The organism is Bradyrhizobium japonicum USDA 6, from assembly GCF_000284375.1.
Lineage (GTDB): Bacteria > Pseudomonadota > Alphaproteobacteria > Rhizobiales > Xanthobacteraceae > Bradyrhizobium > Bradyrhizobium japonicum.
This window is the reverse complement of record NC_017249.1, coordinates 1,713,207-1,737,534: the sequence shown is the minus strand read 5'-3', so window position 1 is coordinate 1,737,534 and position 24,328 is coordinate 1,713,207. Positions and strand designations below refer to the sequence as shown.

The window sequence follows — 24,328 nt, the reverse complement described above, 5'->3', positions numbered from 1 at the left end:
ATAAGGCGAATTGAAAAGACGGGCCAAACGCGCGAGCCCATATCGGGCACGCAGGGCCGGCACCAACATACCAACATGAAGAATTATCTTGCTTTCTTCCTCATCCTGGGCATGACGGCAGCTTCCGCACACGGTCCGTCGCCGACGCGGCTCACGGGGCCGTCCGATATCGTCCGGGTGGGCCTCACCGACAACGACACGACCGCCGGCGGCACCGCGCGGCTGTGCGAGCAGGTCTCGTTCTCGCGCGGGCTGCGCTACGGCGACAGCGAGGCCAACGTGCTCGACGTCGCCACCACCAGCGAGACCAAGGCGGATACGCCCCGGCCCGTGCTGCTGTTCGTGGGGGGCGACACCTTTACCGGCGATCGCGGCGCGCCGGACCTGTCCCGCGAGATCCAGGACCAGGCGATGTGCTTTGCCGCGCGCAACGGCATGATCGGCGTGCGCGTCAGCTATCGCCTTGCGCCGGCGGCGGCCTGGCCGATGGGTGCGACCGACGTGGCGGCGGCGCTGTCCTGGGTCCATGGCAATATCGACCTGTTCAATGGCGATGCCCGCGAGATCGTCGCGGTCGGCTACGGCGCCGGCGCCTTCCATGTCGCCACCTTGCTCGCGCATCCCGAGTTCCAGACCGATCGCGCCGATGTCGCGGCCGTCGTGCTGGTGTCCGGGATCTACCGCGCAGGCAAGGACGCGAGCGACAGCGAGAAGGCCTATCTCGGCACCGACCCCACCGAATATGACAAGCGGTCGGTCTTCCCCGGCATCCTCAACGTCGACGCGCCGATCGTGCTGGCCTGGGCCGCGAACGATCCCGCGAGCGTCGTGGCGCAGGGCGAGACCCTGAAGAAGACGCTGTGCGGCGCCGGCCATTGCCCGCGCAGCACACTGCTGCGCAGCCGCGACGGCATCGCCGCCGCCTTCGGCCTCGACGGCTCCGGCGACAGCCTCGCCGAACCGACGCTGCTGCTTGTGCATCAGCTCGAAGCGCGCGGGCTGCCGTAGCGGCGCGCGGCTCGCTTATTACTCCGACCTTTGCCGAGCTACCCCTCTAGGGAGAGGGGTGCCACACGGGGACCCTCTCAATCGAGGACGCGCTACGCACGCAGACTACCGTCGGAGCCCGTCAACACGGCTGTCGTTTCGTTCGCGATTCGTCGCCTTGAAGCGGGCGATCAAGCCACAGCTTTGACAAACGCTTGACGTAGATCAAGCGGACTTGGTGCGGATTGAGCCGACCTCTTGGAGGGGCCAATATCAAGGTATCGAGCATGCGCGTCATCGGCAGGATGCTGTTCGTTTCGATGATCGCTCTCGCGTCGCTTGGCGCCATGTCCGAGCAACGCGCAGACCAACCCGCGAGCGGCGACGAAATCCGCATCGGCAACGTGATGCCGTATTCGGGACCGCTCTCGGAATTCGGCGCCATCGGCCAGGCGGAAGCCGCCTATTTCGACATGGTCAACGCGCGCGGCGGCATCAACGGCCGCAAGATCCGCTTCATCACGCGCGACGACAATTCCGATCCTGCCACAGCGCTGGAGCTGACGCGCAACCTGGTCGAGAAGGACGACGTGCACCTGATGTTCGGCTCGTTCGGCACGCCCGGCAATATCGCCACGCGTTGGTACCTGAACGAGAAGCGAATCCCGCAGCTGTTCGTCGCCTCCGGCGACGAGGAGCTCAGCCAGGCCAAGGCGTTTCCCTGGACCATGGGCTGGCAGCCGTCGTTCCGGTCGGAGGGGCGCATCTATGCCAACTACATCCAGGCCTATTACCCCAAGAAGAAGATCGTGGTGCTCTGGCAGAACGACCAGTTCGGACGCATGCTCTACCGGGGCATCCAGGAAGGTCTCGGCGACCTGAACCGTCTCGTTCTCGTCGACATCGCCTTCGATATCAACGATGAGCATCTCGAAGGGCACGTCTCGATCCTCAAGCGCGCCGGCGCCGACATCTTCGTCTTCCTCGGCGTGCCGTCGACGGCGTCCAAGGTGATTAAGCTCGCGGCGTCACTCAAATGGCGCCCGGTCATCATCGTCAACGACGCCTCCGCCTCGATCGCCAACGCGATGGCGCCCGCGGGCCTGGAGAATTCGGCCGGCGTGATCTCGGCGGCCTTCCTGAAGGATCCGAGCGACCCCGCATGGAAGAACGACCCCGCCATGAAGGACTGGTTCGCCTTCATGGACAAGTACCACCACGTCGAAAGCACCAACAACAGCGCCGCGGTCTATGGCTACGCCGCAGCCGAGGCGCTGACGCAGGTGCTGAAGCAATGTGGCGACGACCTGTCACGCGACAACATCATGCGCCAGGCGGCTTCGCTGCGGGATCAGCAGCCCTCCGTCGCCTTGCCCAACATCAGGATGAACACCTCGCCGAACAGCTACCTGCCGATCAAGCAGATGCGGCTGGTGCAGTTCGACGGCAGGTCGTGGCAGCCTTTTGGTGATGTGATCGAGACTGCGTTTACCGAGGGGGCGGCGCGGTGAGTCTCGCGTCGAGGTGGGTTGGTGCGGCGCGGCGTTCAAGCACGCACCTTTTGCTGGGTCACCCCTCTCCCCTGCCCTCCCCCGCAAGGGGGGAGGGAGCGCATTGTGCCGCGCAGGGAGAGCTGGGCTCACAAGCTCAATGAGTTCACAGAACTAAAGCCAATCATCATCACCCTGAAGCGGCCACACGCACAACTGCGTTCCCTCCCCCCTTGCGGGGGAGGGTTAGGGAGCGGGGTGCCACACGGCACACTCTCTCGATGGAAAAAGAAGATGCTCGCGAGTCCGCACCCTCACGCCGGCTTCAGCGAAGCCAGCGCGTTTTCCAGCAGCGAGCGGACGCGTGCGGCATCGCCCGACTTCACCACCGCGGGGTCGAGATACAGCTCGAGGCCGGGCGCGCGCTCGGTGATGACACCGCTCTTCTCCGCCGTCGCGTCGTTGAGCGCGTCGACCGAATAGGGAATGATTTCGCGGCTGATGCCCTTCATCGTGATCGCGGGCAATGCGTGCGCGCGGACGATGTCGCTGACCAGCGCGAAGGTTTCGTAGCTCAGCACGATGCCACCGGGCTCGGCGATCGACTGCAGGCGCGCGGCGAGGTTCGCTTCGGCACCGATGATGGTGTAGTCCATGCGGTCGCTGCTGCCGAAATTGCCGACATTGCAATAGCCTGAGTTGATGCCCATGCGCGAGCGGAACGGCTGCTCGATGCCGGACGCGCGCCACTTCGCATTGAGCTCGGCAAGACGCTGCTGCATGCGCCAGGCCATCTGGAGGCAGGCCTCAGCGTCCGCACGGTCGCCTCTGGTCTCGGGGTCGCCGAAGAAGATCAGCATGGCATCGCCGATGAACTTGTCGATGGTGCCGCCATGTTCGTGCGCGATCGCCGACATCTCGGTGAAATATTCGTTGAGGAGCTGCGTCAACAATTCCGGCTGAAGCCGCTCCGCGGTCGCCGTGAAATTCTGGATGTCGGAGAAGAAGATCGTCAGCTTCTTGCGCTCGGTGTGGATGGTGACGTCCTTCTGGCCGCTGAAGATGCTCTTGTAGACTTGCGGCGGGATGTAGCGCGAGATCTTCATGGAGAGCGAAGCCAGGAAGTCGTTGGCGGATTCGAGCTCCTTGTTCATGCCCTTGATGCGGCCGGCCTGGCGGCGCTGGAGCGAGAGGAACGACAGGCCGCAGCCCGCGGCGATCAGGAAATAGGCCAGCAGGAACTTGAACGAGAAGATGTTGGCGGCGATCGGCTGCGCGATGATCACCTCCTGGATGCCACGGACGTCGCCCACCTTCCAGTCCTTCTTCGGGCTCTCGGGGTGGCTGTTGTGGCAGCTGACGCAGGCCGGCCCCATCGTAACGGGCGCGACCAGCCGGACCTTGTCGGAGAACAGCGAGGTCTCGGTCTCGACGATCTTCTGCTCGGGGTCCTTCCGAAGCGCGTCGAGCGCGTCCCTCTCGAACTTGTCGAGCTGGTGCGCGGCGCGATTCCGGAACGGGAAATCCGAGACGAAGCGGTAGGCGATGTTCTCCTGCTGCGCGCCGATCACCCGTCCGAGCTCCAGCGACAGCGTCGCCGGGATCGGGATCGCACCGGGGACGGATTCGTAATTGTGGACGACCCTGGTGGTGCCATCAGGGTTGGCCAGGATGCGGCCGACCACGTTGGACGCATAGTAGCTGCGCACGCTCGTGATTACCGAGTTGAGGTCGGCGGCCTGCCGGCGCAGCGCGGTCTTGCTGAGGTCGGTCAGGTCCAACCACACCGCGAGCGGCAAGGCGAGCAGGAGCAAGGCGATCACGGCCCCCGTGAGGATGCCGCTCTTGCGCTGTTCTTCGGAGATCTCTTGTTTCACCCTGTGGCTCCGTCGTGTGCGATCTTGTCGCAAATCCCTGGAATTCGCGGCAAGAGCTTGCGGCGGCAGAGAGCCCGCAAATCCGAGGCCGCGCAACCCCATTTCATGGTGGTCGCAGCAAATGGCTTTTCGTTTCATGACGATTGTTTAAGATCGGCATTAACCTGCATTCACTCCGCCGGGAGATCCTCCATATGACCGAGACCATCCGCATCAAGCGCTTCAATGCGCGCCCCGTGATCGTGCCGATGAATTTGCCGCTCAAGACCTCGACCGGCGCGGTCGCAAAGGCGCCGCTGGTGCTGATCGACTGCGAGACCGACCAGGGCGCGGTGGGGCATGCCTATCTGTTCTCGATCACGCCTTCGGCCTTGAAGCCGCTGACGGCGATGGTCACGGAAATGTCAGAGCTCCTCGCCGGCGACGAGCTGCTGCCGTTTGAGATCGAGCGCAAGCTGACCCAGCGCTTCACCCTGCTCGGCCTCGCCGGCCTGCAGCGGCTGGCGCAATCCGGCATCGACATGGCGGCATGGGACGCGCTGGCGCGCAGCAAAGGCCTGCCGCTCGCGCGCCTGCTCGGCGGCGCGCCGAAGCCGGTCAGGGCCTACAATTCGAAGGGGCTCGGCATCATGCCGGCGGGCGCCGCGGTGGACGAAGCCCACAAGCTGCTCGCCGAAGGTTTTCACGCCGCAAAGATCCGCGTCGGCCGGCCCGATGCGCGGGAGGATCTCGCCGTGGTGCGCGCGGTGCGCAAGGCCGTCGGCGATCAGGTCACGCTGATGTGCGACTACAACCAGGCCCTGACGGTCACCGAAGCCATCCGCCGCGGCGAGATGCTCGACGACGAGGGGCTGACCTGGATCGAGGAGCCGATCCGCCACGACGATTACGCTGGTAACGCGCGCATTGCGGATGCGCTGCGCACCCCGGTCCAGATCGGCGAGAATTTTGACAGCGCCTTCTCGATGCAGGCGGCGCTGTCCGCGGAAGCCTGCGACTACGTGATGCCCGACGTGCAGCGCATCGGCGGCGTCACCGGGTGGCTTCGCGCCGCCGCGCTCGCGCAGGCCGCCGGCATCGAGATGTCGACGCACCTGTTCTCGGAGGTCAGCGCGCATTTGCTCTGCGTGACGCCGACCGCGCACTGGCTGGAATATGTCGACTGGGCCGACGCCGTGCTGGCGACGCGATTGCAGATCAAGGACGGCTTTGCCCTGCCGGGCGAGGAGCCGGGCAACGGGATTGCGTGGGACGAGGCGGCGGTGAAGAAATATCTCGTCGGATAAGACCGCCTCTTAGGACCGAACAGCGGCAATCATACTCAGCTCGACGGGAGCGCCCCGCGGCAACTCGGCGACGCCGACAGACGTGCGCGTGTGACGACCGCGATCGCCCAAGCGCTCGATCAGCCGGTCGGAGGCCCCATTCATGACTTGCGACTGCTGGGTAAATCCGGGCGCTGAAGCAATGTAGCCAACGAGCTGCAGGACCTGGACGATCCTGTCCTCTCCGCCTGTTGCGTGGTTGATGGCCGAAATGCAGAGATCGGCGCAGAGAGCAGCGGCCTCCTGCGCGGCCGCGATATCGACATTTGCGCCGACCTTGCCCGCATACAGCAGGTCCTCACCGCGACGCGGCAGCTGACCACTGACATACGCGATTCCACCATGGATGATCACCGGCAAATAGTTGCCGCCGGGCTTGTTCACGCTGCTCATCTCGGAAACCTGCCTTCTCGTCACGTCCGGCGAAGCGACAATTTTCGCCGAACGCCGCAAATTGTATCCCACCAGGCTCGTCGCCGTCATGGATGACCGGACAATGGCAGGCGGAGAGTCACGGATCAAGGCTGCGAAGCATTTGCCTGCCGAAGGCGGTGCGTATCCAGCCCGACAAGGCCTCGCCACCGCGCATTGCGCAGCGGCGGCGGGCACGATAACGATGCCCCATGACCACGTGGCGGCCCCACCCTCACATCCGCGTCGTCGCGATCGGCCTGCACTGGCGGGACGGGCGCCTGCTCGCGGCCGAGGTGCGTGACGATGCAGGACGGATCAAGGGCGTGCGCCCGCTCGGCGGCGAAATCGAGTTCGGCGAGAGCTGGCGGGTGGCGCTGGTGCGGGAATTTCACGAAGAGCTCGGCGTGGACATCGCCATCACGGGCGAGCCGCTGGTGATGGAGAACATTTTTGTGCACGAGGGATCGACCGGGCACGAGGTGATGTTCATCGCGGAGGTCGCGCTTCCGGACGGCGCGTTCAGCGGCCAGGACCGCATCGACTTCCGCGAGGATAACGGCGAAGAGATCGTCGCACGCTGGTTCGATCTTGCGGAGCTCGACGTCGAGGGCGGGCCGCGCCTCTATCCGACAGGACTGAAGGGCTTGCTGCGCGGGAGATGGACCTGAATACGTCGCTGCCTCCACATCGTCATTGCGAGCGCAGCGAAGCAATCCAGACTGTCACTGTGGAAAGATTCTGGATTGCTTCGCTGCGCTCGCAATGACGGAGTGTTACCACACCTCCGCGCCGGGGATCTTCTTGCGCACCGCCACGCGCTGGATCCAGATGCAACGGCGGACGGATCTGTTGGAGCGGCCGACGGCGGATATCCCCTCGCCGGCCTGAAGCAGCGGCGCCACGTTCTGCCGCAGCACGCGGCAGCGCTGAAGCTCGGCCTGCCAGTCGATGATCGCCGCATCGGCGCATGACGCCATCAGCGCCAGCATTGCCATGGCAAGGCAGCTTGCCCGCATCATTTGCGTCCCCTTCACCGTGATCCCCCCGTATCGCGCCGGTAGCGAAAATCGCAATGGCTGGCGCCTTGCATGATGGTCTGCGTGCGCGTGAGCCTGACGTCGGGACCAAACCCGTCCGCGGTCGCGAAATCGGCAGTGCAGACCAGGAGAAAGCCGAGCTCCGGTTCGCCCAGCGCCTTGTAGAACTCGGCATAGGCGCATCGCGTCACGTCGAACGCAAAGGTGTCTTCGGTCTGCGCGATCACGTCATAGGCGAGGGCATCGTCGCGGGCATAGGCCTTGAACGCCGACGACACGGCCTTGCTAAGATCGGTCTTGTTCTCGGTCTCGTTCTTCGTTTTCCAGAACTCCTCACCGAAGCCGCGATAGAGATCGCCGAGCGTCTTCCGCACCAGTGTGTTGGCGCGCGCCTCGCCGAGCTCGGCCTGCAATGCCTTGACCAGCGGCACCAGCACCTGCGCCTGGATTTTTGCCTGCTCGATGACGGAAACGCTCATGGGCAGCCTCGCTCGTCTCTCGTTGCTGCAACTCTTTGGCCCTGTGACCTGGCACACATTTGCGACCATCTTAAGGTTGTATGATAGTCCAGCATAACCGAAGCCGCCCAGTCGCCCGACATCCATTTTAATGATCTCATTTTCGACCACGGAGAAGGAAGCAATGCTTCGCTCAGTTCGCAGGGCTCGCCTATTTTCCGACCGCACATTTGCCCGAACCGCAAGTTGAAGATCACGACCGATTCACGCGGATCCGTTGAGTATCCGGCCCGGCCGACAACATAGGGCCGATCGATGTTCGTAGTCGGCACGCGCACATGAGCGCGCGTGAACGATGTTGTCATGCCCGGCATCGGGCGGATCACGAGACGCGATCGGGATCACGAGGCGCAATAGCGCAGGACTCACCTGCCCGGACAGTCGGCCCGGGGAAAGGCCGGCATCGACAGTTGCAGCATCGCGAGGGATCACCATGGACGAGCCCAAACCACTCACCAGTGCATTCACCAAGACCGCGAATTTCTCCATCCACGAGGTCGACGAGGTGTTCAGGGACGCCGCGCAGCCCGCCGCGGGGGCCGCTGCCCGAGCTGCGCGTCCGCCGGTCACCTTGCCGCCCATCCTCGGTCCGCTGTCGGCCTTCACGGGCACCTTCACAGGACAGGGATTCAATACGATCTTCCGGCCCGACAGCAAGATCACGCCGACGCCGATGCCGGGGCCGATCAACACCACGGACCCCGACGACAACGTGCTGGAGCTGAATCTCACCGACGAGACGATGTCGTTCTCGAACAGTCTCGGCTCGATCCCCAATCGCGGCTCGCTGCAGCAGGCGGACGCATTCCTCAACGGCGTGCCGTATCTCCAGACCATCAACGACATCACCACGGGAACGCCCGTGGGCATTCACTTCGAACCCGGCATCTGGCTGGCGGTGCCGGCCACCACCAATCCGCACGAGCCGTTCACCGTTGCGCGCATGGCGTCGATCCCGCACGGCACGACGATCGTCGCGCAAGGCACCGCGCTGCCTCCGGTCGGCGGCAAACCGACCATCGCAGCGATCGACATCACCCCGTTCATCGGCGGCAATCCGGGCAACAAGATCCCCTTCCAAAATCAGACCGCGGCCAACAACACCACCCGCCGGCTACCTCAGGATCTGACCGCACTGATGGCCTCCGGCAAGCTCACCCAGGCCATGATCACCGATCCGAACACGGTGCTGCGCAGTCAGATCGCGCATCAGACCATCACCCAGACCATCGCCATCGAGACATCCACGAAGCCCGGCACGCCGCTGTCCGGCGGCCCGTTGCCGGCCATCCCCTCGCCCGGCCCGCATCCGCAGGCGCCGAGCTTCGCCGGCGGCACCGCGAACATCGCGTTCCTTCAAGGCTTGCCCGTTCCGCCGCCGGGCGGCAATGGCGCGAACGCCAACGCCTTCCAGATGGACGCGGTGTTCTGGATCGAGACGGTGGTTTACGACATCGACGTGCCGGCCCTGCCGCCGGGAACGCCGCCGGTGATCCTGCAACCGCGCCAGAGGAGCAACGTGCCGCTGGTTCCGAGCTTCGTCGCCACGATCCCGTTCGTGCCCAACAAGGGCTTCAAGGGCGGCCACGTCAAAGTGGCGACGACGCAGATCCAGTACTCACAGAAGGTCATGCTGGATTTCGCCGGCCTGACCTGGCCGCACGTCTCGGTCGCATCGCTGGTGCCGGCAGCACCCGTGCCGATCCCGGATCATCTGTTGCCGCTGACGTGAGGCGGATGGCGTGTGACGACGATGCGCCACGTCCGCGGCATCGGACGTGGCCTGAACCAACGCAGCCGTGATGCAACGGTGACCGCCGCTCGCGCGATCCTGAAAAGCCGGCGAGGCGATCAATGGTATGATCATTGTCATCCAAAAGAGAGATGATCATGCCCCCTTCCAAGATGTCCCGCGGCTCCATCAGGCTACGACGATTTGCACGGCGCGGTCATGTTGCGGCAATTGCCGCAGCGCTGTTTCTCGCGGCGACCGCCTGGTCGGCCGGACCGGCGCTGGCCGCGGCAGATGATGCGCAGGCGCGAACCATCTTCGAAAAATTCATTGCCGCGCAGAATGCGCACAACGCGGGCGATGTGAAGGCCATGTTGTGGAATTCGCCCGGCACGCTGTTGTTTGCGAGAGGTATCGAAACCAGAGGCCGTGATGCGGTCGCGGACCGCTTCAAGGGCTATTACGAGGGCACCTGGCACCTCGAACCCGACATGTCGAAATTCCACGTCGCCGTGATCTCGAACGAGGTCATGCAGGTCCTCGTTCCCATCGTCTTCACGCGCGGCCTTCCCGGCAAGCCACCCCAACAGAATACGTTTCTGATCAGCCAGACCTACGTACGGGATGCGAACGGCTGGTCCGTCGCCTCCGTCCTGCCGGTCGCGAACACGGAACTGAAATAGCTGCGATCGGGTATCGTCGGGCGTGGCTTGCTGCAGCACCGGGGCAAATCCCGGATTGCGCTTCGCTCCATGCGAGCTACGCGCGCGCTTCGCAATCGCGGATTGTTTGGGCCTGGCCGAGGCTTGCGGCGGCAAGCCCGCCTGCGCCCGTTGGGCTTCGGTGTGGCATCCTACTCTCGCGATCGCGAGCGAAGGATGGTGGGCGCGACAGGGATCGAACCTGTGACCCCTACCATGTCAAGGTAGTGCTCTCCCGCTGAGCTACGCGCCCTAGATGTCTCTAGATCGGGTCGCGTCCCTATAACGGCTCAGGGGAGCCGGTGCAAGGACCGAAGGGGGCCGATTTAGGCCGCCAGCATCTTGTTCACTTCGCTGACCAATTCGCGCAGATGCACCGGCTTGGACAGCACCTTGGCGTTCTTGGGGGCGTCCGAATCCGAGTTCAGGGCGACCGCGGCGAAGCCGGTGATGAACATGATCTTGATGTCGGGGTCGAGTTCCGAGGCCCGGCGGGCGAGCTCGATGCCGTCCATCTCCGGCATCACGATGTCGGTCAGCAGCATCTCGAACGGCTCTTCCCGGAGCCGCTGATAGGCGGCCATGCCGTTGTCATGGGACGAGACCTGAAAACCAGCGTTTTCCAGCGCCTTGACCAGGAAACGGCGCATGTCGTTGTCGTCTTCGGCGAGCAGGATTTTGGGCATGGCAGGAAACGTCAAATCCCCAGAGGATATCAGCAGAGGTTACTAAGCCCGACAGACGGTAAATTTGGGGTGAAAATCTTTACCCTGGGCTGGCTGCGCTGCCGGTCCCTTGTGAACCCGAATGCGGCACGAATCAATCGAGCCGCCGGCGCATCCCCGCTTCCCTGCCCACACGGTTAAGACATGTTCCAGCGCCGATCACATCTTTTCGCTTGGCAGAATGGTTGCGATTCCAGACAATGGCGACACATAAGAGCCGCTCCACCGGCCGAATCAATTCGATCCGAGACCCGGATCCTGCGGCGCGAAGGGACGAAGCCTGAGAAGATGACCCGGTTTGACGGCGACGTGTCGCCCGCCTTCGAGATCGTGGAGCCCGCGCAATGGCGCGCGCCTGTCATCTTCAACTCGCCCCATTCCGGCTCGACCTATCCGGACGAATTCCTCAGCGCCTCCAGGATCGACCTGACGACGCTGCGGCGGTCCGAAGATTCCTTCATGGACGAGCTGATCGGCCATTTGAGCGAGCGCGGCTTTCCGACCGTGCGGGTCAACTTTCCCCGCTCCTATGTCGACGTCAATCGTGAGCCCTATGAGCTCGACCCCCGCATGTTCACCGGCCGGCTGCCGAGCTTTGCCAATACCCGCTCGATGCGGGTCGCCGGCGGGTTAGGCACCATCCCGCGCGTGGTCGGCGACGGCCAGGAGATCTACCGCGAACGCATCCTGGTCGACGATGCGCTGGCGCGGATCGAGACGCTGTACAAGCCCTATCATCGCGCGCTGCGCCGGCTGATCAACAAGGTGCACCAGATGTTCGGCACCGTGGTACTGGTCGATTGCCACTCGATGCCCTCGGTCGGCGTCAGCAGGGACGAGCCGCGGCGGCCCGACATCGTGATCGGCGACCGCTACGGCACGAGCTGCACGCCGCTGCTTCCGGACAGGGTCGAGGAGACCATGGGCGGGCTCGGCTATTCGATCGGTCGCAACAAGCCCTATGCCGGCGGCTTCATCACCGAGCATTACGGCAACCCCGCAAGCGGCCTGCACGCGGTGCAGCTCGAGCTCAACCGCGCGATCTACATGGACGAGCGGCGACGCGAGCGCAGTCCGCGCTTTGCGCAAGTGGCAAGCGACTTCGGCGTGCTCGCCGACGTGCTGGCGACGACGATCCCGTTCGGCGATCTCGGCCCGTTCCAGGCCGCGGCGGAATAATAGCGAGCCGCCGCCGCGCGATCGCATCGCCGACCAAACATCAGATCAAGCTGCCAGCGTATCGTGCGCCGAATCTTCGCTTCGCGTTTTCACGCGCTCGAAGTGAAGATCGAGGCTCAAAGAAAAAAGGGCCGCTTCTGATGAAGAAGCGGCCCAAGTCTAGGGAGGAAACGCCCAAGGAGGGCAGCGGTAACGCAGAGCGCTACCGCACCGCAACAATATGCGGCCGCGACGCACAAAGTGCAAGGGCTTTCGAGCCGTTTCCCATGCAATATGCACATGGCTCATTTGCTTATAGCGAAACCCAGATTCAGTTTCTTTGATAAGGAAATTCAATGGGTTGATAACCGTTTGCATACGAACAAGGCATACTCGGAACTAAGTTTTCAACTCTGTGATCGATATTTGGCCAGCATATGACTGGGATGGGGCAGCCGGTTGCGGCATCCAAAATACCAGGGAGCAAACCAACTCAGCGCTGCACGCGAGAAGCGAATTGAGCTAGGCAAGAGCGAGCTTCACCCGACTTTCGTTTTGAGGATGCGCCGTGACGGTGATCGACTTCTCAGCCTTCATCGGACGGCTCGCCACCGCCTCCGGCGAAACCATCCTGCCGTTCTTCCGCACCTCGCTGTCGATCGACGACAAGAGCAAGACCAAGGATTTCGACCCCGTGACGGAGGCCGACCGCGCCGCGGAGGCGGTGATGCGCCGGCTGATCAAGGCGAGCTTCCCCCAGCACGGCATCGTCGGCGAGGAATTCGGCAATGAGCGCGAGGACGCCGATTATGTCTGGGTGCTCGACCCCATCGACGGCACGAAATCCTTCATCGGCGGCTTTCCGATCTGGGGCACGCTGATCGCGCTGCTGCACAAGGGCGCGCCGGTGTACGGCATGATGCACCAGCCCTTCATCGGCGAGCGCTTCTCCGGCGACAACGGCTCGGCCACTTATAAAGGCCCGTCGGGCGAGCGCCGGCTCCAGGTCCGCCGCTGCGCCTCGCTGTCGGAGGCAACGAGCTACACCACCAGCCCGCTGCTGATGAACGAACGCGATCGCGCCATTTTCAGCCGCATCGAACAGGGCGCGCGGCTGTCACGCTATGGCGGCGACTGCTACTCGTATTGCATGCTGGCGGCCGGTCACGTCGATCTCGTGGTCGAGACCGAGCTGAAGCCTTACGATATCGCGGCCCTGATCCCGATCGTGACCGGCGCCGGCGGCGTCGTCACCACCTGGGAAGGCAAGCCGGCCCAGGGCGGCGGCCGCATCATCGCGGCCGGCGACGCCAGAGTTCACGAAGAAGCACTGAAACTGCTCAACGGATAAACGCCCCAAGGAGCGTGCATGAAAAGAGCCTGCATGAACAACTGGCCTAAGCTCCTCCTCACATTCCTGCTTCTGTTTCCCACCCTCGCCTCTGCGCAGAATTTTCCCGCAAAGCCGATCAAGCTGATCGTGCCGTTCCCGGCCGGCGGTCCCAACGACATCATTGCCCGGGTGATCGGCCAGCGCATGTCGGAGCTATCAGGGCAGCCGGTGCTGATCGACAACCGCGGCGGTCAGGGCGGCGTGCTCGGCACCGACGCGGTCTCGAAGGCCGCGCCCGACGGCTACACCATCGCCATCTCCTCGGCCGGCGCGCTCGCGATCAGCCCGAGCATGGAGCGGGTCGCCTACGACACCTCGAGCGACCTCACGCCGGTGACGCTGGTTGCGACCGTGCCGGAAATGCTTGTCGTCGCCACCAACGTGCCCGCAAAGGACATCGGCGAGCTGATCGCGCTCGCCAAGGCGCAGCCCGGAAAGCTCAATTTCGCCTCCTCCGGCCCCGGCAGCCTGCCGCACCTCGCCGGCGAATTGTTCAAGCTGACGGCCAGGATCGACATCGTCCACGTGCCCTATCGTGGCGCAGCTCCCGCGGTGAACGATCTCCTGGGCCAGCAGGTGCAGATGACCTTCCTGGATCTTCCGGTGCTGCTGCCGCAGGTCAAGGCCGGCGCGTTGAAGCCGATCGCGGTCGGCTCGGCCGAGCGCTCCGCGACCGCGCCCGACGTGCCGACCACCGCGGAAGCAGGCTTTGCCGACCTGCGCATCGAGAACTGGTACGGCATGGTCGCACCCAAGGGCACGCCGAAGGAGATCGTCGCCGCGCTGCATGGTCTGGCAACGAAGGCGATGGCAGATCCGGCGGTGAAGGAGAAGCTCGCCGCGCAAGGCGCAACGTTGATCGGCGATGAGCCGGAGCATTTTCGGCAGTTCATCGCGGATGAGACCGCGAAATGGGCCAAGGTGATCAAGGACGCCGGCGTCGAAACAGCGAAGTAGCGGAAGACTTGTTCCCGAATTGAATTGACCTGGATCTCGCCTGTTTTGCCCGAGGGGCAACACAAGGAATTGCCGCGAGCCGGCCTAACCACGCAATCACGGCCCTGTGTCGCACACCGCCGCTTTCGCAGTATGGCGCTGCAATGTCTGGCATGCCAATGTAATTGGCGCCAAACCCGCGGGAGGTCAGCATGCGGACAATGATACTGGGAGCATTTTGCGCCATCGCAATGGTCACCAGCGCAAACGCCGCGATCAAGGAGGAGCCGGTCACCTATAGCGACGGCGAGACCACAATGAAGGGCTTCGTCGTGTACGACGACGCCAGCCAAGCCAAGCGCCCCGGAATCGTGATGGTGCATGAATGGTGGGGCATCACCAATCACATCCACAACGAGGCGCGGAAGTTCGCGCAGCAGGGCTACACGGCCTTCATTGCCGACATGTATGGCGACGCCAAGACCGCCGACAACCCGAAGGACGCCGGCGCGCTGTCGGGCGCGGTGATGAAGAACCCAGCGGTGATGGAGTCGCGCTTCAAGGCCGCGCGGGACCAGCTTGCCAAACAGGCTTCGGTCAATCCCCAGCAGATCGGCGCCGTTGGTTACTGCTTCGGCGGCGCAGTGGTCTTGAACATGGCGCGTGCCGGCGCCGACCTCGCCGCCGTTGCGGGCTTTCATGCATCGCTTGGTCTCAATACGCCTGCGCCAGGGCCGGGAACCGTCAAGGCAAAAATCCTGATCCTGAACGGCGCGGACGACCCCTTCGTGAAGCGCGAGCAATACGATGCGCTCAAGAAGGATTTCGACGCCGCCAAGGCCGATTATCGGATCGTCGAATATCCGGGCGCTGTGCACGCCTTCACGAACCCCGAAGCGACCGAGCTCGGCACGAAGTTCAACCTGCCACTCAGATACGACGCCAAGGCGGATCAGGAAGCCAAGGCCGAGGCGACCAAGTTTTTCGCCGCCGACCTCAAAAAGTAGACAGAAAGGGCCACCTTGTGGGTGGCCTTTTCGAGCCTTGGCGAGCTGCGTCGTCCCCCGACCTTCAAGATCGTGTCTCACCTCTGAACTTCGGCACGCAAATAGTCCACCAATTGCTTGGCGGGGCGCGGCAATGATTTGAAGCTGCGGGCGCAGATCGTCAATCTTCGATTGGCCCAACCGTCGCGGATCCGGATGGCCACGATCGGCATCGATCTCGCGCAGCGCCTTGCCGCGGTTTCCGGAACAACGGCAACCCCGACGTCAGCGGCGACCATCTGGCAGATCGCGTCGAAATCGCGCAGGCGGGCGCGAACGCGAAGGCGGGCACCGAGCTTCGCTGCATGCCGGGAGATGTGAACCTGCAACGCAGTCGACGCCGTAAGCCCGACGAAATCGCGTTCGGTCACCTCCTGGAAGTCGATCTGGCGACGACTGCCGAGGTCGCTTCGGCGCGCGGCCACCAGCATCAGCCGGTCCTCGCTGAACAGAAATCGTTCGACGCTGTCGGGCAGCGCATGCTCCGCCGCGAAGCCGATATCCGCAGCGCCGCTGACAATCGCGGCGGCGATGTCAGCGCTCTCGCGCTCCTCGACGTCGACATTGATATCGGGATGCTCACGGAGGAATGCCGCGAGCGCCCGCGGCAGGTGCTCCGAGAGCCCCGACGTGTTGGCAAGCAGGAGCACGCTCGCCCGCACACCGCTGGCATAGGCGGCGAGATCGCCTTGCAAGGCCTCGACATTATGGATGACGATGCGGGCGTGATCGAGCAGGCTTTCACCAGCGGCCGTCAGCTCGATGCCACGGCGCCCGCGGTTGAGCAGGGCAACGCGGAGTGCATCCTCCAATCCCTTGATCCGCGCGCTGGCAGAGGCCAAGGCGAGATTCGATCGCTCGGCGCCGCGGGTGATGCTGCGCTGGTCGGCGACCGCGATGAAGAGCTGGAGGTCGACGAGGTCGAAGCGCATGGCTGGATTCTCCTCAGCCTCCGGCAAGGACGAAGGCTGTCTCCGTAACCTCCAGATTGTGCCGGCGCGCGGCTTCGGTCAATGTGCAAGATATGATCATCGACCCGCTCCTCATCCTCATCGCCGCCGTCTTCCTGATCGCCGGATTCGTCAAGGGCGTGGTCGGGCTCGGCCTGCCGACCGTGTCAATGGGCCTGCTCGCGGTGAGCATGGCGCCGAGCCGCGCGATCGCCATCGTGATCGTGCCCGCCATCGTCACCAATATCTGGCAGACCTTCGCCGGCCCCTATCTGCGCGACATCCTGAAGCGGCTGTGGCCGCTGATGATCGGCACCGTGATCGGATGCTGGCTCAATGCCGGCGCGCTGACCGGTCCCCATGCCCGTTACGGCACGATCGTGCTCGGAATCCTGCTCGTGATCTACGCGATCGTCGGGCTCAGCAAGTTCAAGTTCCAGGTCGCGCCGCAGAACGAGAAATGGGCCGGCGGCGTGGTCGGCGTGATCACCGGCGTGATCTCGGCCTCGACCGGCGTGCAGGTGATCCCCTCGATGCCGTTCATGCAGGCGATCGGCATGGAGAAGGACGAGCTGGTGCAGGCGCTCGGCGTGTTCTTCACGACGGCGACGCTGGCGCTCGCCTTCAATCTCACCGCCGGCGGATTGCTGACGCCGGCGAACGCCGTGCCGGGCGCCGTGGGCATGGCCATGGCCTTTGCCGGCATGTTCGTCGGCCAGTCGGTGCGGGCGCGGATGCCGGCGGAAGCGTTTCGCCGCTGGTTCCTGATCGCGATGATCCTGCTCGGCGTTTATCTCGCCGGCAGCGCACTGCTGAAGGAGTTCGCCTGAGGCCTACGATTTGGGTTCGTAGCCCGGCACCCATTTTTCGTGCTGGGGCAGATCGTCCTGGATCGTCCACCACGGCGCGCGCGACGAGGTGAAGACGTGGAGGCGGGGCCTGACATCGGGATCGTCATCGAGCAGGCCGGCGGGAATGCTGACGGTCGGCAGATAACTCGCCTTGCCCGGCGTCAGGCAGCCGCAGGTCTTGCAGCGATGGCGGAAGCTCCCCGGCGCGGATTCGTAAGCCACGGTCATGTCCTCGCCGGCAACAAAGCGAAACTTGTCGGCATCGACATGGGCATAGGTGGCGAAGGCCGCACCGGTCAGCTTGCGGCAATTGGCGCAATGACAATGCGTCAGCGCTCGCACTTGATCGATCTCGAAACGCACGGCGCCGCATAGGCAGCTTCCACGAACCATCGAAACCTCCCCGCGCGGCCTCTATCGGGCCGACTGCATGCCGGACCAGTCATCCGTTCGAATGAATTATCGCGTCTCCAGCATGGCGACGCGGATGCCGAGATAGATGAAGAGGCCGCCGAGCGCGCGATTGACCCAGGCGATCGCGCCTTCGGAGCTCCGCAAGCGATGGGCGGCCCTTGCCGCGAACGCCGCCAGCACCAGGCACCACAACGTCCCGGTAAAGATGAAGATCAGGCCGAGCGTCAGGAAGGCGAGCGGCTTGTCCGGGGAATCGGCTGCGACGAATTGCGGCAGGAAGGCCAGGAAGAACAGCGCGACCTTGGGATTGAGCGCGTTGGTGAAGACGCCCTGGAGGAAGACCCGCCGCAGCGGGCTGCGCGCCGGCTCGTCGGTGACTGCGGCCAGCACCGGGCGCGACCACAGCATCTGAAGTCCTGTCACGACGAGATAGGCCGCGCCGACCAGCTTCAGGATCGAGAAGGCGGTCGATGAGGCCATCAGCAGCGCCGAAAGGCCGATTGCCGCGCCCGCGACGTGGAAAAAGCAGCCAAAACTGATGCCGAGCGCGGCCGAGGCGCCGCCCCGCCAGCCCATCTGCATGCTGCGGCCGATCACGTAGACCGAGTCCGGGCCGGGCGTGATGTTGAGCAATATGCCCGACAGGATGAAGAGCCAGATCTCGTGAATGCCCAGCATGTGAGGTGCCCCCGTCCGTCCTGAAAGGCGGGCTTATTCGGTTCGGCCGCCGCCGTCCACCGCCAGGATTGCGGGGAATTTACCTCAAATTTGCAATGCGGATCATGCTTTCGCTCAGCCTTATCTGCTCTATAAAGGCAAGGTTCTTGGAAATGCGGGATTCGAGGCGACTGCCACGCCGTGGCCGGTCATCGATCTCTTGGAGCTCCGGATTATGGAAAGACGTCTGGCCGCCATCGTCTGCGCCGATGTCGCCGGCTATTCGCGCATGATGGGCAGCGACGAGGCCGGCACCCATGCCGCCTTCAAGGCCCATCGCAGCGCGATCCATCCCATCATCCTCAACCATGGCGGCCGCGTCGTCAAAAACACCGGCGACGGCTTCCTGCTGGAATTCCCGAGCATCGTCGGCGCCGTCGAGGCCGCGATCGCGATGCAGACGCTGATGGCGGAGCGCAACCATCACCTGCCTGCCGAGCGCGCCATGCAGTTTCGCCTCGGCATCCACATGGGCGACGTCATCGCCGACGAGGACGAGGTATTCGGTGACGACGTCAACATTGCCGTCCGCCTCGAATCGGTGGCGAGCCCCGGCGGCTTCGCCATCTCGGCCAAGGCCTACCGGGAGGCGAGCAAGCACCTGACCGCGCTGCTGGTCGATGCCGGCAACCATCGCTTCAAGAACATCAAGGACCCGATCGGGGTCTGGACCTGGATGCCCGAGGGTGCGCCGGTGCTCGCGCCCGAGCTCCGGGAGGCGTCGGCGCTGTCGCAGCAGTACCGCACAGCGATCGTCGGCGTGCTGCCCTTCGCCAATCTCAGCGACGCCCAGGACGAATATTTCTCGGACGGCCTCACCGAGGATCTGATCCACGCGCTGTCGCTGCAATCCTTCTATCGCGTGCTGAGCCGCAACTCGACCTTCGCGTTCAAGGGCAGGAACACCAGCACCCGCCTGATCGCGCGCGAGATCGATGCCACCTATCTGATCCAGGGCTCGGTGCGGCGCGCCGGAGCCAAGATCCGCGTCACCGCCGAGCTGGTCGCGCCGGAGACCGGCGAGCAGCTCTGGACCGGCCGCTACGACCGCGACATCGGCGACCTGTTCGCGATGCAGGACGAGATCACCACCAATCTGTCCGCCGCCATCGCCACCGAGATCGTCCGTGCCGAGGCCTCGGCGCCGGCGCGGCTCTCCACCGACGTGACCGCCTGGGACCGCTTCCTCAAGGGGCTGTCGCACTACTACCGGCAGACCAAGGAAGACCTGGCCAGCGCCGTCGGCCTGTTCCGCGAAGCCATCAGCCTCGACCCCAAACTGTCGATCGCGCACGCCTATCTCGCCACGATCCAGATCCAGAGCATCCAGTTCGGGTGGGTCAAGGGCACGCGCGAGATGTGGACCGAGGCGATGGCCCTCGCCGAGACCAGCGTCCGGCTCGACCCGCGCTCCTCCTTCGCCTTCTCGATCCTGTCCTGGGCGCATGCCATGGAGGGGCATTACGAGGCCGCGATGGACGCCGCCAAGCGCGCGGTCGCGCTCAATCCCTACGACATGGGCGCGCGCGGCGTGCTCGGCATCTGCCATTTCGTCATCGGCGAGCACCGCGAGGCGATCGAGCTGTTCTCGATGGCCGCGCAGCGCGACAACAGCGACCCGCGCTACCAATGGGCCGCGCTGAACGCCTTCAGCCATTATCTGCTGGGGCAATACGACGCGACCCTGTCCTGGGCCCGCGAGCAGCTCTACATCAACCCGAACCACATGCAGGCGCTGGCGATCCGTGCCGCGGCGCTGGCACAGTTGGGGCGGGACGATGAGGCGGGCGAGGCCGTCGGCGTGCTGATGCGCAACTACCCGACGCTGAATGTCGATCGTCACTTGCGCAATTTCCACTGGAAGCGGCCCGAGGACCTTGCCCATTACCGCGAGGGGCTTCTGAACGCAGGCGTGCCGCTCAGCAAGCTGACCCTGGTGCAAAGCGACGTCAAACGCGCGGCCGAGTCCTGACAGGCGGCCTTCTCGGTCCCGATCCACTCCCTTCGCAACCTCGCGCCGGCTTTTATTGACAGGACAGTGAATTCAGCCACACTTCTTTACACGCTGAAGTAGTATAAGTTGCTGTCGGTTTGTTAGGACTTTCCGCGCTCTATCGGCGCGTCTTCATTTCACGATTCGCTGTTTTCAGGATTTTGGGCCATGAACGACCCCGCCTCGAAGCCTCCCTTCGATCCCTCGATCCAGGTCTCGCCAGACAATCCCTGCCCCTTCCTGCGCGGCCTCGTCGGCGAAGGTTTCGTCGACGGCGGGACCGTCCCGATCGGCAAGCTATCGCAGACGATCGCGAATGCGAGCGGCGACAAGGGGCTGATGAAGACGGTGGCCCGCGTCGAGACCCGCGGCATCGCACTGATCGCCAACGGCTTCGGTCACATCCTGAAGAGCATCTTTTCGGGCGCACAGCTCGATGCGCTGCGCGGCGGCCCGCTGGACAAGCGTGGCGCCGGTTCGCGCATCCTCGGCGTCGACGGCAAGGTCAACGAGGAACAGATCGCCCGCCTGGCCAGCTTCGGCAGGGACTATTCCGATCCCAACGGCGGCGGCACCGAGCCCGGCATCAACGCGTCGGAAATACAGAGCTACATGCGCGACAATCTCAAGCGCGCCGGGAGCGCTGCGCGCTGGTATTACCGGATCTTGATGCAATTCGAATGGCCCATCCTGCTGAAGATCATGGGCAAGGGCGAAGGCGAGAACCGCTATCTCGCCATCGCCGACGTGCGTACGCTGTTCAACGAGCGCAAATTCCCTGAGAGGATCACGCAGCGGATCGTCAGCCAGCCTGTCAAGCCGCCCTCGCTCATATTGCGCGTTGCCGGCGGACTCGTCGCCGCGCTCCTCGTCTTTGGCGTCGTGGCGCTGCGCTTTCCGGATCAATTCCAGCCGATGCTGCCCGGCATCCTCGGTGACCTCGTGGCGCCGCCATTGCCGAAGCTCGTCGAACCCCGGGCCGCGTACTGGCTCGAGCAAAACTGGGCGCTGGAGGACCGGCACTGGTTTCATCACGCCAGTCAGGGCACCGCGACCTTCCCGGTGCCCTATAGCTGGTTCATGGCGCTCGAGCAGCCGCGGCTTCATTTCTTCGCCAAGCCCGGGATGCTGCATGACAGCGACCATCTGCAGCGCTTCGGCTTCATTCCCAGCCCGCAGACGATCAACACCGATGACGCCACGCTGCGCCGGTTCGGCTACGCCAACATCTACGACAAGACCAAGCCGATACCGGCGCGGCTTTGGGATCCGCCGGTTAACTGGGGCGCCCAGGCTGAAAACGTCGACGGCCTGCCCGTCGGCTTTGCGCGCATGACCGGCGTACCGGACCCTGCGACCGGCCAGGTCGGCGAGGACCGGATCGGCCTGACCTGCGCCGCCTGCCACACCGGCCAGATCCACTACAAAGGCATCGACGTCCGTTTCGACGGCGGCCCGGCGATGACCGACCTGAGGAAGCTCGAGGTCACGACGGGTCTGTCGATCGCCTACACGCTCCTCGTGCCGGGTCGCTTTACGCGCTTCGCCGACCGTGTGCTCGGCCCCTCCGCCAGCGATGCGGATCGCGATGCGCTGAAGCAGAAGCTGCGCACGATCAGCACATTCCTGATCGACTGGGAGAAGACCTACGCGAAGACCATCGACGGCAAGACGAGGTTCAACGAGAAGACGAAGCGGGAAGAGAAGCAGCAGGACACCGAGGAAGGATACGGCCGTCTCGACGCGCTCAACCGCATCGGCAATCAGGTCTTCGCCCAGGACATGACGATCAGCGGCCTCAGCGGCTTCGAAAAGAATCTGCATGCCAAGGACGCGCCGGTCAGCTTCCCGCCGATCTGGACCGTGCCCTGGCTCAAATTCGCGCAATATGACGCGTCCATCGAACAACCGCTGATCCGCAACGCCGGCGAAGCGCTGGGCGTGACGGCGTTGCTCAATCTGTCCGACAATACCCCCAAGGACACGCTGTTCCGCTCGTCGATGGATATCAAGAATCTGAATTGGATCGAGGATCTGCTGAAGGGGTCGGCGCCCTATCCGAAAAAGCAGCTCTCCGGACTGACATCGCCGAAATGGCCGTCGGACATCTTCGGCGACAATGCCTGGAAGATCGATGGCGAGCGCGTCAAGAACGGCCGCAAGCTCTACGCGCAGATCTGCGTCGAATGCCATCTCGGACCGGTCAACGATCCCGTGTTCGACACCGAGTTTCCGGACCAGAGCATCTGGTCCTCGTCGCGCTGGGAGACCATCGGCAAAGACAAATTCCTCAACGAGGTCCAGAAAAGCGTCAAAGGCATGGGCACCGATCCCGCTCAGGCCAGCGTGCTGGAGACGCGGACGGTTCAGGTCCCGGGCTTTCTCAAGCTCGATCCCACGCAGAATCTCAATGCCTGGTGGAGCTGCAACCTGCCGGATGTCTCTTCGACCGACATGCCGTACTCGCTCGGGCTGATGGTGCTCGTCGACATCGTCAGCCGCAAGGCGATGGACGATGCGAAGATCGACCCGAAGGTCCAGCAGGCCTGGTGGGGTGAGCGCAAGAACTGCCCGAATCCCGGTCCGCAGCCGCCCGAGGCGAAGGAGCCGCGGCCCTGGTATCGCGCGCGCCCGCTCAACGGCGTCTGGGCCACCGCGCCTTACCTGCACAACGGATCGGTGCCCTCGCTCTACTGGATGCTGAGCCCCGCGGCCGAGCGCCCCAAATCGTTCTGCATGGGTGGTGGTCGCGACTACGATCCGAAGCAGGTCGGCTTCGCGGTCGTCGACGGCGAGAGCTGCAAGACCGGGCAGTCGCGCTTCTCGACGCGAGCGTCTGATGGCACCGAGACCTTCGGCAACAGCAATGCCGGCCATTCGTTCGATGGCACGCCGGGCCCCGGCAAGGACGGCACCATTGGCCGCGTGCTCAAGGAGCAAGAGCGCTACGACCTGATCGAGTATCTGAAGACGCTGTAGCGCTGCCTGCTAACCTCTCCCCGCAAGCGGGGCGAGGGAGCGCACCGCCGCTGCTTCCTCACTTGAACAGCGGCGTGCCCGGCACGAAGGCGTCGAAGGCGGCCCAGAACTGGGAGCGGTAGCGGTCCTGCTCCTGGAGTATCTCGTGCTTGGCACCGGCGATCACGAGATGGGAGCCGGCGCGCAAATGATAGGCGAACTCCTCGATCGCCGCGGTCGAGACCACGTTGTCGCTGGAGGCCGCCAGCATCAGGATCGGCTGGCGGATCTCGGAGGGGTAGTTCTTGCCCTTGAAGGTGTTCATGGCGCGGAAGGCGGCATCGGCCCAGGCGACCGTCGGTGACGCGAGCCCGAGCGTCGGATCCTCCTCCAGGATCGCGACATTGCGCGCATAGCGCACGGGATCGCTGGTCAGCGGATTGTTGATGAAGGGATTGAGCCCGGTGATGTGGTCGCTGCCGCCGGGGACATAGCGACCGCCCATCCCCATCAGGCGCATCGTCTTCAGCAGCGCCCGTGCCGGAAACGAGGTGGCGCGACCGGGCAGGTCGATCATCGGCGCCGACAGCACCATGCGGTCGAACCAGCGCTTGCCGGCATGCGCCACCCGCAGCATCACCGTGCCGCCCATGGAATGGGCCAGCGCGAAGAAGGGCGGCGGGCAATCCGGCAGCACCACCTGCTGCACGAAGGTCTCGACGTCGATCTCGAAATCGGAGAAGTCGCGCACATAGCCCTTGCGCGGATCGCGCAGGCGGCGCGAGGAGTGGCCCTGCCCGCGCCAGTCGATCATCGCCACCGCGAAGCCGCGGTCGCGCAGGTCGCGCACGGTCTCGAAATATTTCTCGATCTGCTCGCTGCGTCCGGTGAAGACGCAGACCGTGCCCTTGCGGTTCGCAGGCGGCGCCCAGCGCGCAAAGCGCAGCTCGGCGCCATCGGGTGTCTTGATGGTGCCGCTGACGACGTCTTCGGGAACGGGATTGGACGGAATCGAGATCAGCGTCATTGGGCGAGAAATGCTGCAAATCAAGGGGCTGGAGCGCCGAAAAGGCGCAGATTGCCGCCCTCTTGAACGCCGTTCCCCT

General features: G+C 64.2%; 22 protein-coding genes and 1 tRNA gene. 13 read left to right on the top strand and 10 right to left on the bottom strand.

What is annotated here, in order from left to right:
* Window positions 1-75 precede the first annotated feature (75 nt).
* Both BJ6T_RS08095 and BJ6T_RS08090 read left to right on the top strand, forming a co-directional pair.
* A complete protein-coding gene (locus BJ6T_RS08095; RefSeq protein WP_014491819.1) occupies window positions 76-1,008 on the top strand; it encodes an alpha/beta hydrolase in 933 nt (310 codons plus the stop codon).
* A gap of 266 nt (window positions 1,009-1,274) precedes the next feature.
* Window positions 1,275-2,498 carry an ABC transporter substrate-binding protein gene (locus BJ6T_RS08090; protein ID WP_014491818.1) on the top strand — a complete coding sequence of 408 codons (1,224 nt, stop codon included), beginning with the start codon at window positions 1,275-1,277 and terminating at the stop codon, window positions 2,496-2,498.
* Between the two features lie 293 nt (window positions 2,499-2,791).
* On the opposite strand, the gene BJ6T_RS08085 is transcribed toward BJ6T_RS08090, so the two are convergent.
* A complete protein-coding gene (locus BJ6T_RS08085) occupies window positions 2,792-4,354 on the bottom strand; it encodes an adenylate/guanylate cyclase domain-containing protein (protein WP_014491817.1) in 1,563 nt (520 codons plus the stop codon).
* A gap of 194 nt (window positions 4,355-4,548) precedes the next feature.
* Between BJ6T_RS08085 and BJ6T_RS08080 the strand changes: the two genes are divergently transcribed.
* Entirely contained in the window at window positions 4,549-5,640 is a 1,092-nt protein-coding gene (locus tag BJ6T_RS08080; RefSeq protein WP_014491816.1) for an enolase C-terminal domain-like protein, read from the top strand.
* A gap of 9 nt (window positions 5,641-5,649) precedes the next feature.
* Here BJ6T_RS08080 and BJ6T_RS08075 read toward each other — a convergent pair whose 3' ends face one another.
* Window positions 5,650-6,072, bottom strand: a complete 423-nt coding sequence (locus BJ6T_RS08075; protein WP_014491815.1) for a RidA family protein — start codon at window positions 6,070-6,072, stop codon at window positions 5,650-5,652.
* Between the two features lie 230 nt (window positions 6,073-6,302).
* Here BJ6T_RS08075 and BJ6T_RS08070 point away from each other — a divergent pair, with 230 nt between their 5' ends.
* Window positions 6,303-6,761 (top strand): NUDIX hydrolase, encoded by a 459-nt coding sequence (locus BJ6T_RS08070; protein ID WP_014491814.1) that lies wholly within the window; start codon window positions 6,303-6,305, stop codon window positions 6,759-6,761.
* A gap of 105 nt (window positions 6,762-6,866) precedes the next feature.
* Here BJ6T_RS08070 and BJ6T_RS08065 read toward each other — a convergent pair whose 3' ends face one another.
* Entirely contained in the window at window positions 6,867-7,112 is a 246-nt protein-coding gene (locus BJ6T_RS08065) for a hypothetical protein (protein ID WP_014491813.1), read from the bottom strand.
* An 11-nt stretch (window positions 7,113-7,123) separates the two neighbouring features.
* Window positions 7,124-7,609, bottom strand: coding sequence for an L-2-amino-thiazoline-4-carboxylic acid hydrolase (locus BJ6T_RS08060; protein WP_014491812.1), 486 nt, complete (start codon window positions 7,607-7,609; stop codon window positions 7,124-7,126).
* 472 nt (window positions 7,610-8,081) lie between these two features.
* Here BJ6T_RS08060 and BJ6T_RS08055 point away from each other — a divergent pair, with 472 nt between their 5' ends.
* Entirely contained in the window at window positions 8,082-9,380 is a 1,299-nt protein-coding gene (locus tag BJ6T_RS08055) for a heme-binding protein (protein ID WP_014491811.1), read from the top strand.
* 158 nt (window positions 9,381-9,538) lie between these two features.
* Window positions 9,539-10,063 (top strand): Cif family virulence factor, encoded by a 525-nt coding sequence (locus BJ6T_RS08050; RefSeq protein ID WP_014491810.1) that lies wholly within the window; start codon window positions 9,539-9,541, stop codon window positions 10,061-10,063.
* A gap of 196 nt (window positions 10,064-10,259) precedes the next feature.
* Here BJ6T_RS08050 and BJ6T_RS08045 read toward each other — a convergent pair.
* Window positions 10,260-10,334, bottom strand: a tRNA-Val gene (locus BJ6T_RS08045).
* Between the two features lie 73 nt (window positions 10,335-10,407).
* Entirely contained in the window at window positions 10,408-10,767 is a 360-nt protein-coding gene (gene cpdR, locus BJ6T_RS08040) for a cell cycle two-component system response regulator CpdR (RefSeq protein ID WP_007597092.1), read from the bottom strand.
* Between the two features lie 327 nt (window positions 10,768-11,094).
* On the opposite strand from cpdR, the gene BJ6T_RS08035 reads away from it, so the two are divergent.
* The 4 genes from BJ6T_RS08035 to BJ6T_RS08020 all read left to right on the top strand — a co-directional run bounded on the left by BJ6T_RS08035 (window position 11,095) and on the right by BJ6T_RS08020 (window position 15,300).
* Window positions 11,095-11,985, top strand: a complete 891-nt coding sequence (locus tag BJ6T_RS08035) for an N-formylglutamate amidohydrolase (protein ID WP_014491809.1) — start codon at window positions 11,095-11,097, stop codon at window positions 11,983-11,985.
* Window positions 11,986-12,532: 547 nt separating this feature from the next.
* Window positions 12,533-13,315 (top strand): histidinol-phosphatase, encoded by a 783-nt coding sequence (gene hisN, locus BJ6T_RS08030; protein ID WP_014491808.1) that lies wholly within the window; start codon window positions 12,533-12,535, stop codon window positions 13,313-13,315.
* A 33-nt stretch (window positions 13,316-13,348) separates the two neighbouring features.
* Window positions 13,349-14,314, top strand: coding sequence for a Bug family tripartite tricarboxylate transporter substrate binding protein (locus tag BJ6T_RS08025; RefSeq protein ID WP_028169935.1), 966 nt, complete (start codon window positions 13,349-13,351; stop codon window positions 14,312-14,314).
* A gap of 191 nt (window positions 14,315-14,505) precedes the next feature.
* A complete protein-coding gene (locus BJ6T_RS08020; RefSeq protein WP_014491806.1) occupies window positions 14,506-15,300 on the top strand; it encodes a dienelactone hydrolase family protein in 795 nt (264 codons plus the stop codon).
* Between the two features lie 77 nt (window positions 15,301-15,377).
* On the opposite strand, the gene BJ6T_RS08015 is transcribed toward BJ6T_RS08020, so the two are convergent.
* Window positions 15,378-16,271 (bottom strand): LysR substrate-binding domain-containing protein, encoded by an 894-nt coding sequence (locus BJ6T_RS08015; protein WP_014491805.1) that lies wholly within the window; start codon window positions 16,269-16,271, stop codon window positions 15,378-15,380.
* Between the two features lie 95 nt (window positions 16,272-16,366).
* Here BJ6T_RS08015 and BJ6T_RS08010 point away from each other — a divergent pair, with 95 nt between their 5' ends.
* Window positions 16,367-17,119 carry a sulfite exporter TauE/SafE family protein gene (locus BJ6T_RS08010; RefSeq protein WP_028169936.1) on the top strand — a complete coding sequence of 251 codons (753 nt, stop codon included), beginning with the start codon at window positions 16,367-16,369 and terminating at the stop codon, window positions 17,117-17,119.
* Window positions 17,120-17,122: 3 nt separating this feature from the next.
* Here BJ6T_RS08010 and BJ6T_RS08005 read toward each other — a convergent pair whose 3' ends face one another.
* Window positions 17,123-17,533, bottom strand: a complete 411-nt coding sequence (locus tag BJ6T_RS08005; protein WP_014491803.1) for a GFA family protein — start codon at window positions 17,531-17,533, stop codon at window positions 17,123-17,125.
* A 66-nt stretch (window positions 17,534-17,599) separates the two neighbouring features.
* A complete protein-coding gene (locus BJ6T_RS08000; RefSeq protein ID WP_014491802.1) occupies window positions 17,600-18,232 on the bottom strand; it encodes a LysE family translocator in 633 nt (210 codons plus the stop codon).
* Between the two features lie 214 nt (window positions 18,233-18,446).
* Between BJ6T_RS08000 and BJ6T_RS07995 the strand changes: the two genes are divergently transcribed.
* Complete coding sequence (locus tag BJ6T_RS07995; RefSeq protein WP_014491801.1) at window positions 18,447-20,243, top strand: adenylate/guanylate cyclase domain-containing protein; 1,797 nt, start codon at window positions 18,447-18,449, stop codon at window positions 20,241-20,243.
* Window positions 20,244-20,432: 189 nt separating this feature from the next.
* The gene (locus BJ6T_RS07990) at window positions 20,433-23,243 is read left to right on the top strand and encodes a di-heme-cytochrome C peroxidase (RefSeq protein ID WP_014491800.1); all 2,811 of its coding nucleotides are present in this window, start codon (window positions 20,433-20,435) and stop codon (window positions 23,241-23,243) included.
* 58 nt (window positions 23,244-23,301) lie between these two features.
* Here the strand turns inward: BJ6T_RS07990 and BJ6T_RS07985 are convergent, their stop codons facing one another.
* Window positions 23,302-24,249, bottom strand: a complete 948-nt coding sequence (locus tag BJ6T_RS07985) for an alpha/beta fold hydrolase (RefSeq protein ID WP_014491799.1) — start codon at window positions 24,247-24,249, stop codon at window positions 23,302-23,304.
* Between the last annotated feature and the right edge of the window lie 79 nt (window positions 24,250-24,328).

What these genes read in the sequence shown, in the direction of transcription:
- BJ6T_RS07985 (WP_014491799.1), bottom strand. Translation starts at nt 24,249, where the DNA reads ATGACGCTGATCTCGATTCCGTCCAATCCCGTTCCCGAAGACGTCGTC.
- BJ6T_RS08075 (WP_014491815.1), bottom strand. Translation starts at nt 6,072, where the DNA reads ATGAGCAGCGTGAACAAGCCCGGCGGCAACTATTTGCCGGTGATCATC.
- BJ6T_RS08005 (WP_014491803.1), bottom strand. Translation starts at nt 17,533, where the DNA reads ATGGTTCGTGGAAGCTGCCTATGCGGCGCCGTGCGTTTCGAGATCGAT.
- BJ6T_RS08000 (WP_014491802.1), bottom strand. Translation starts at nt 18,232, where the DNA reads ATGCTGGGCATTCACGAGATCTGGCTCTTCATCCTGTCGGGCATATTG.
- BJ6T_RS08035 (WP_014491809.1), top strand. Translation starts at nt 11,095, where the DNA reads ATGACCCGGTTTGACGGCGACGTGTCGCCCGCCTTCGAGATCGTGGAG.
- BJ6T_RS08080 (WP_014491816.1), top strand. Translation starts at nt 4,549, where the DNA reads ATGACCGAGACCATCCGCATCAAGCGCTTCAATGCGCGCCCCGTGATC.
- BJ6T_RS08050 (WP_014491810.1), top strand. Translation starts at nt 9,539, where the DNA reads ATGCCCCCTTCCAAGATGTCCCGCGGCTCCATCAGGCTACGACGATTT.
- BJ6T_RS07995 (WP_014491801.1), top strand. Translation starts at nt 18,447, where the DNA reads ATGGAAAGACGTCTGGCCGCCATCGTCTGCGCCGATGTCGCCGGCTAT.
- BJ6T_RS08025 (WP_028169935.1), top strand. Translation starts at nt 13,349, where the DNA reads ATGAACAACTGGCCTAAGCTCCTCCTCACATTCCTGCTTCTGTTTCCC.
- BJ6T_RS08020 (WP_014491806.1), top strand. Translation starts at nt 14,506, where the DNA reads ATGCGGACAATGATACTGGGAGCATTTTGCGCCATCGCAATGGTCACC.
- BJ6T_RS08065 (WP_014491813.1), bottom strand. Translation starts at nt 7,112, where the DNA reads ATGATGCGGGCAAGCTGCCTTGCCATGGCAATGCTGGCGCTGATGGCG.
- BJ6T_RS08095 (WP_014491819.1), top strand. Translation starts at nt 76, where the DNA reads ATGAAGAATTATCTTGCTTTCTTCCTCATCCTGGGCATGACGGCAGCT.
- BJ6T_RS08060 (WP_014491812.1), bottom strand. Translation starts at nt 7,609, where the DNA reads ATGAGCGTTTCCGTCATCGAGCAGGCAAAAATCCAGGCGCAGGTGCTG.
- BJ6T_RS08015 (WP_014491805.1), bottom strand. Translation starts at nt 16,271, where the DNA reads ATGCGCTTCGACCTCGTCGACCTCCAGCTCTTCATCGCGGTCGCCGAC.
- BJ6T_RS08090 (WP_014491818.1), top strand. Translation starts at nt 1,275, where the DNA reads ATGCGCGTCATCGGCAGGATGCTGTTCGTTTCGATGATCGCTCTCGCG.
- BJ6T_RS08070 (WP_014491814.1), top strand. Translation starts at nt 6,303, where the DNA reads ATGACCACGTGGCGGCCCCACCCTCACATCCGCGTCGTCGCGATCGGC.
- BJ6T_RS08055 (WP_014491811.1), top strand. Translation starts at nt 8,082, where the DNA reads ATGGACGAGCCCAAACCACTCACCAGTGCATTCACCAAGACCGCGAAT.
- cpdR (WP_007597092.1), bottom strand. Translation starts at nt 10,767, where the DNA reads ATGCCCAAAATCCTGCTCGCCGAAGACGACAACGACATGCGCCGTTTC.
- BJ6T_RS07990 (WP_014491800.1), top strand. Translation starts at nt 20,433, where the DNA reads ATGAACGACCCCGCCTCGAAGCCTCCCTTCGATCCCTCGATCCAGGTC.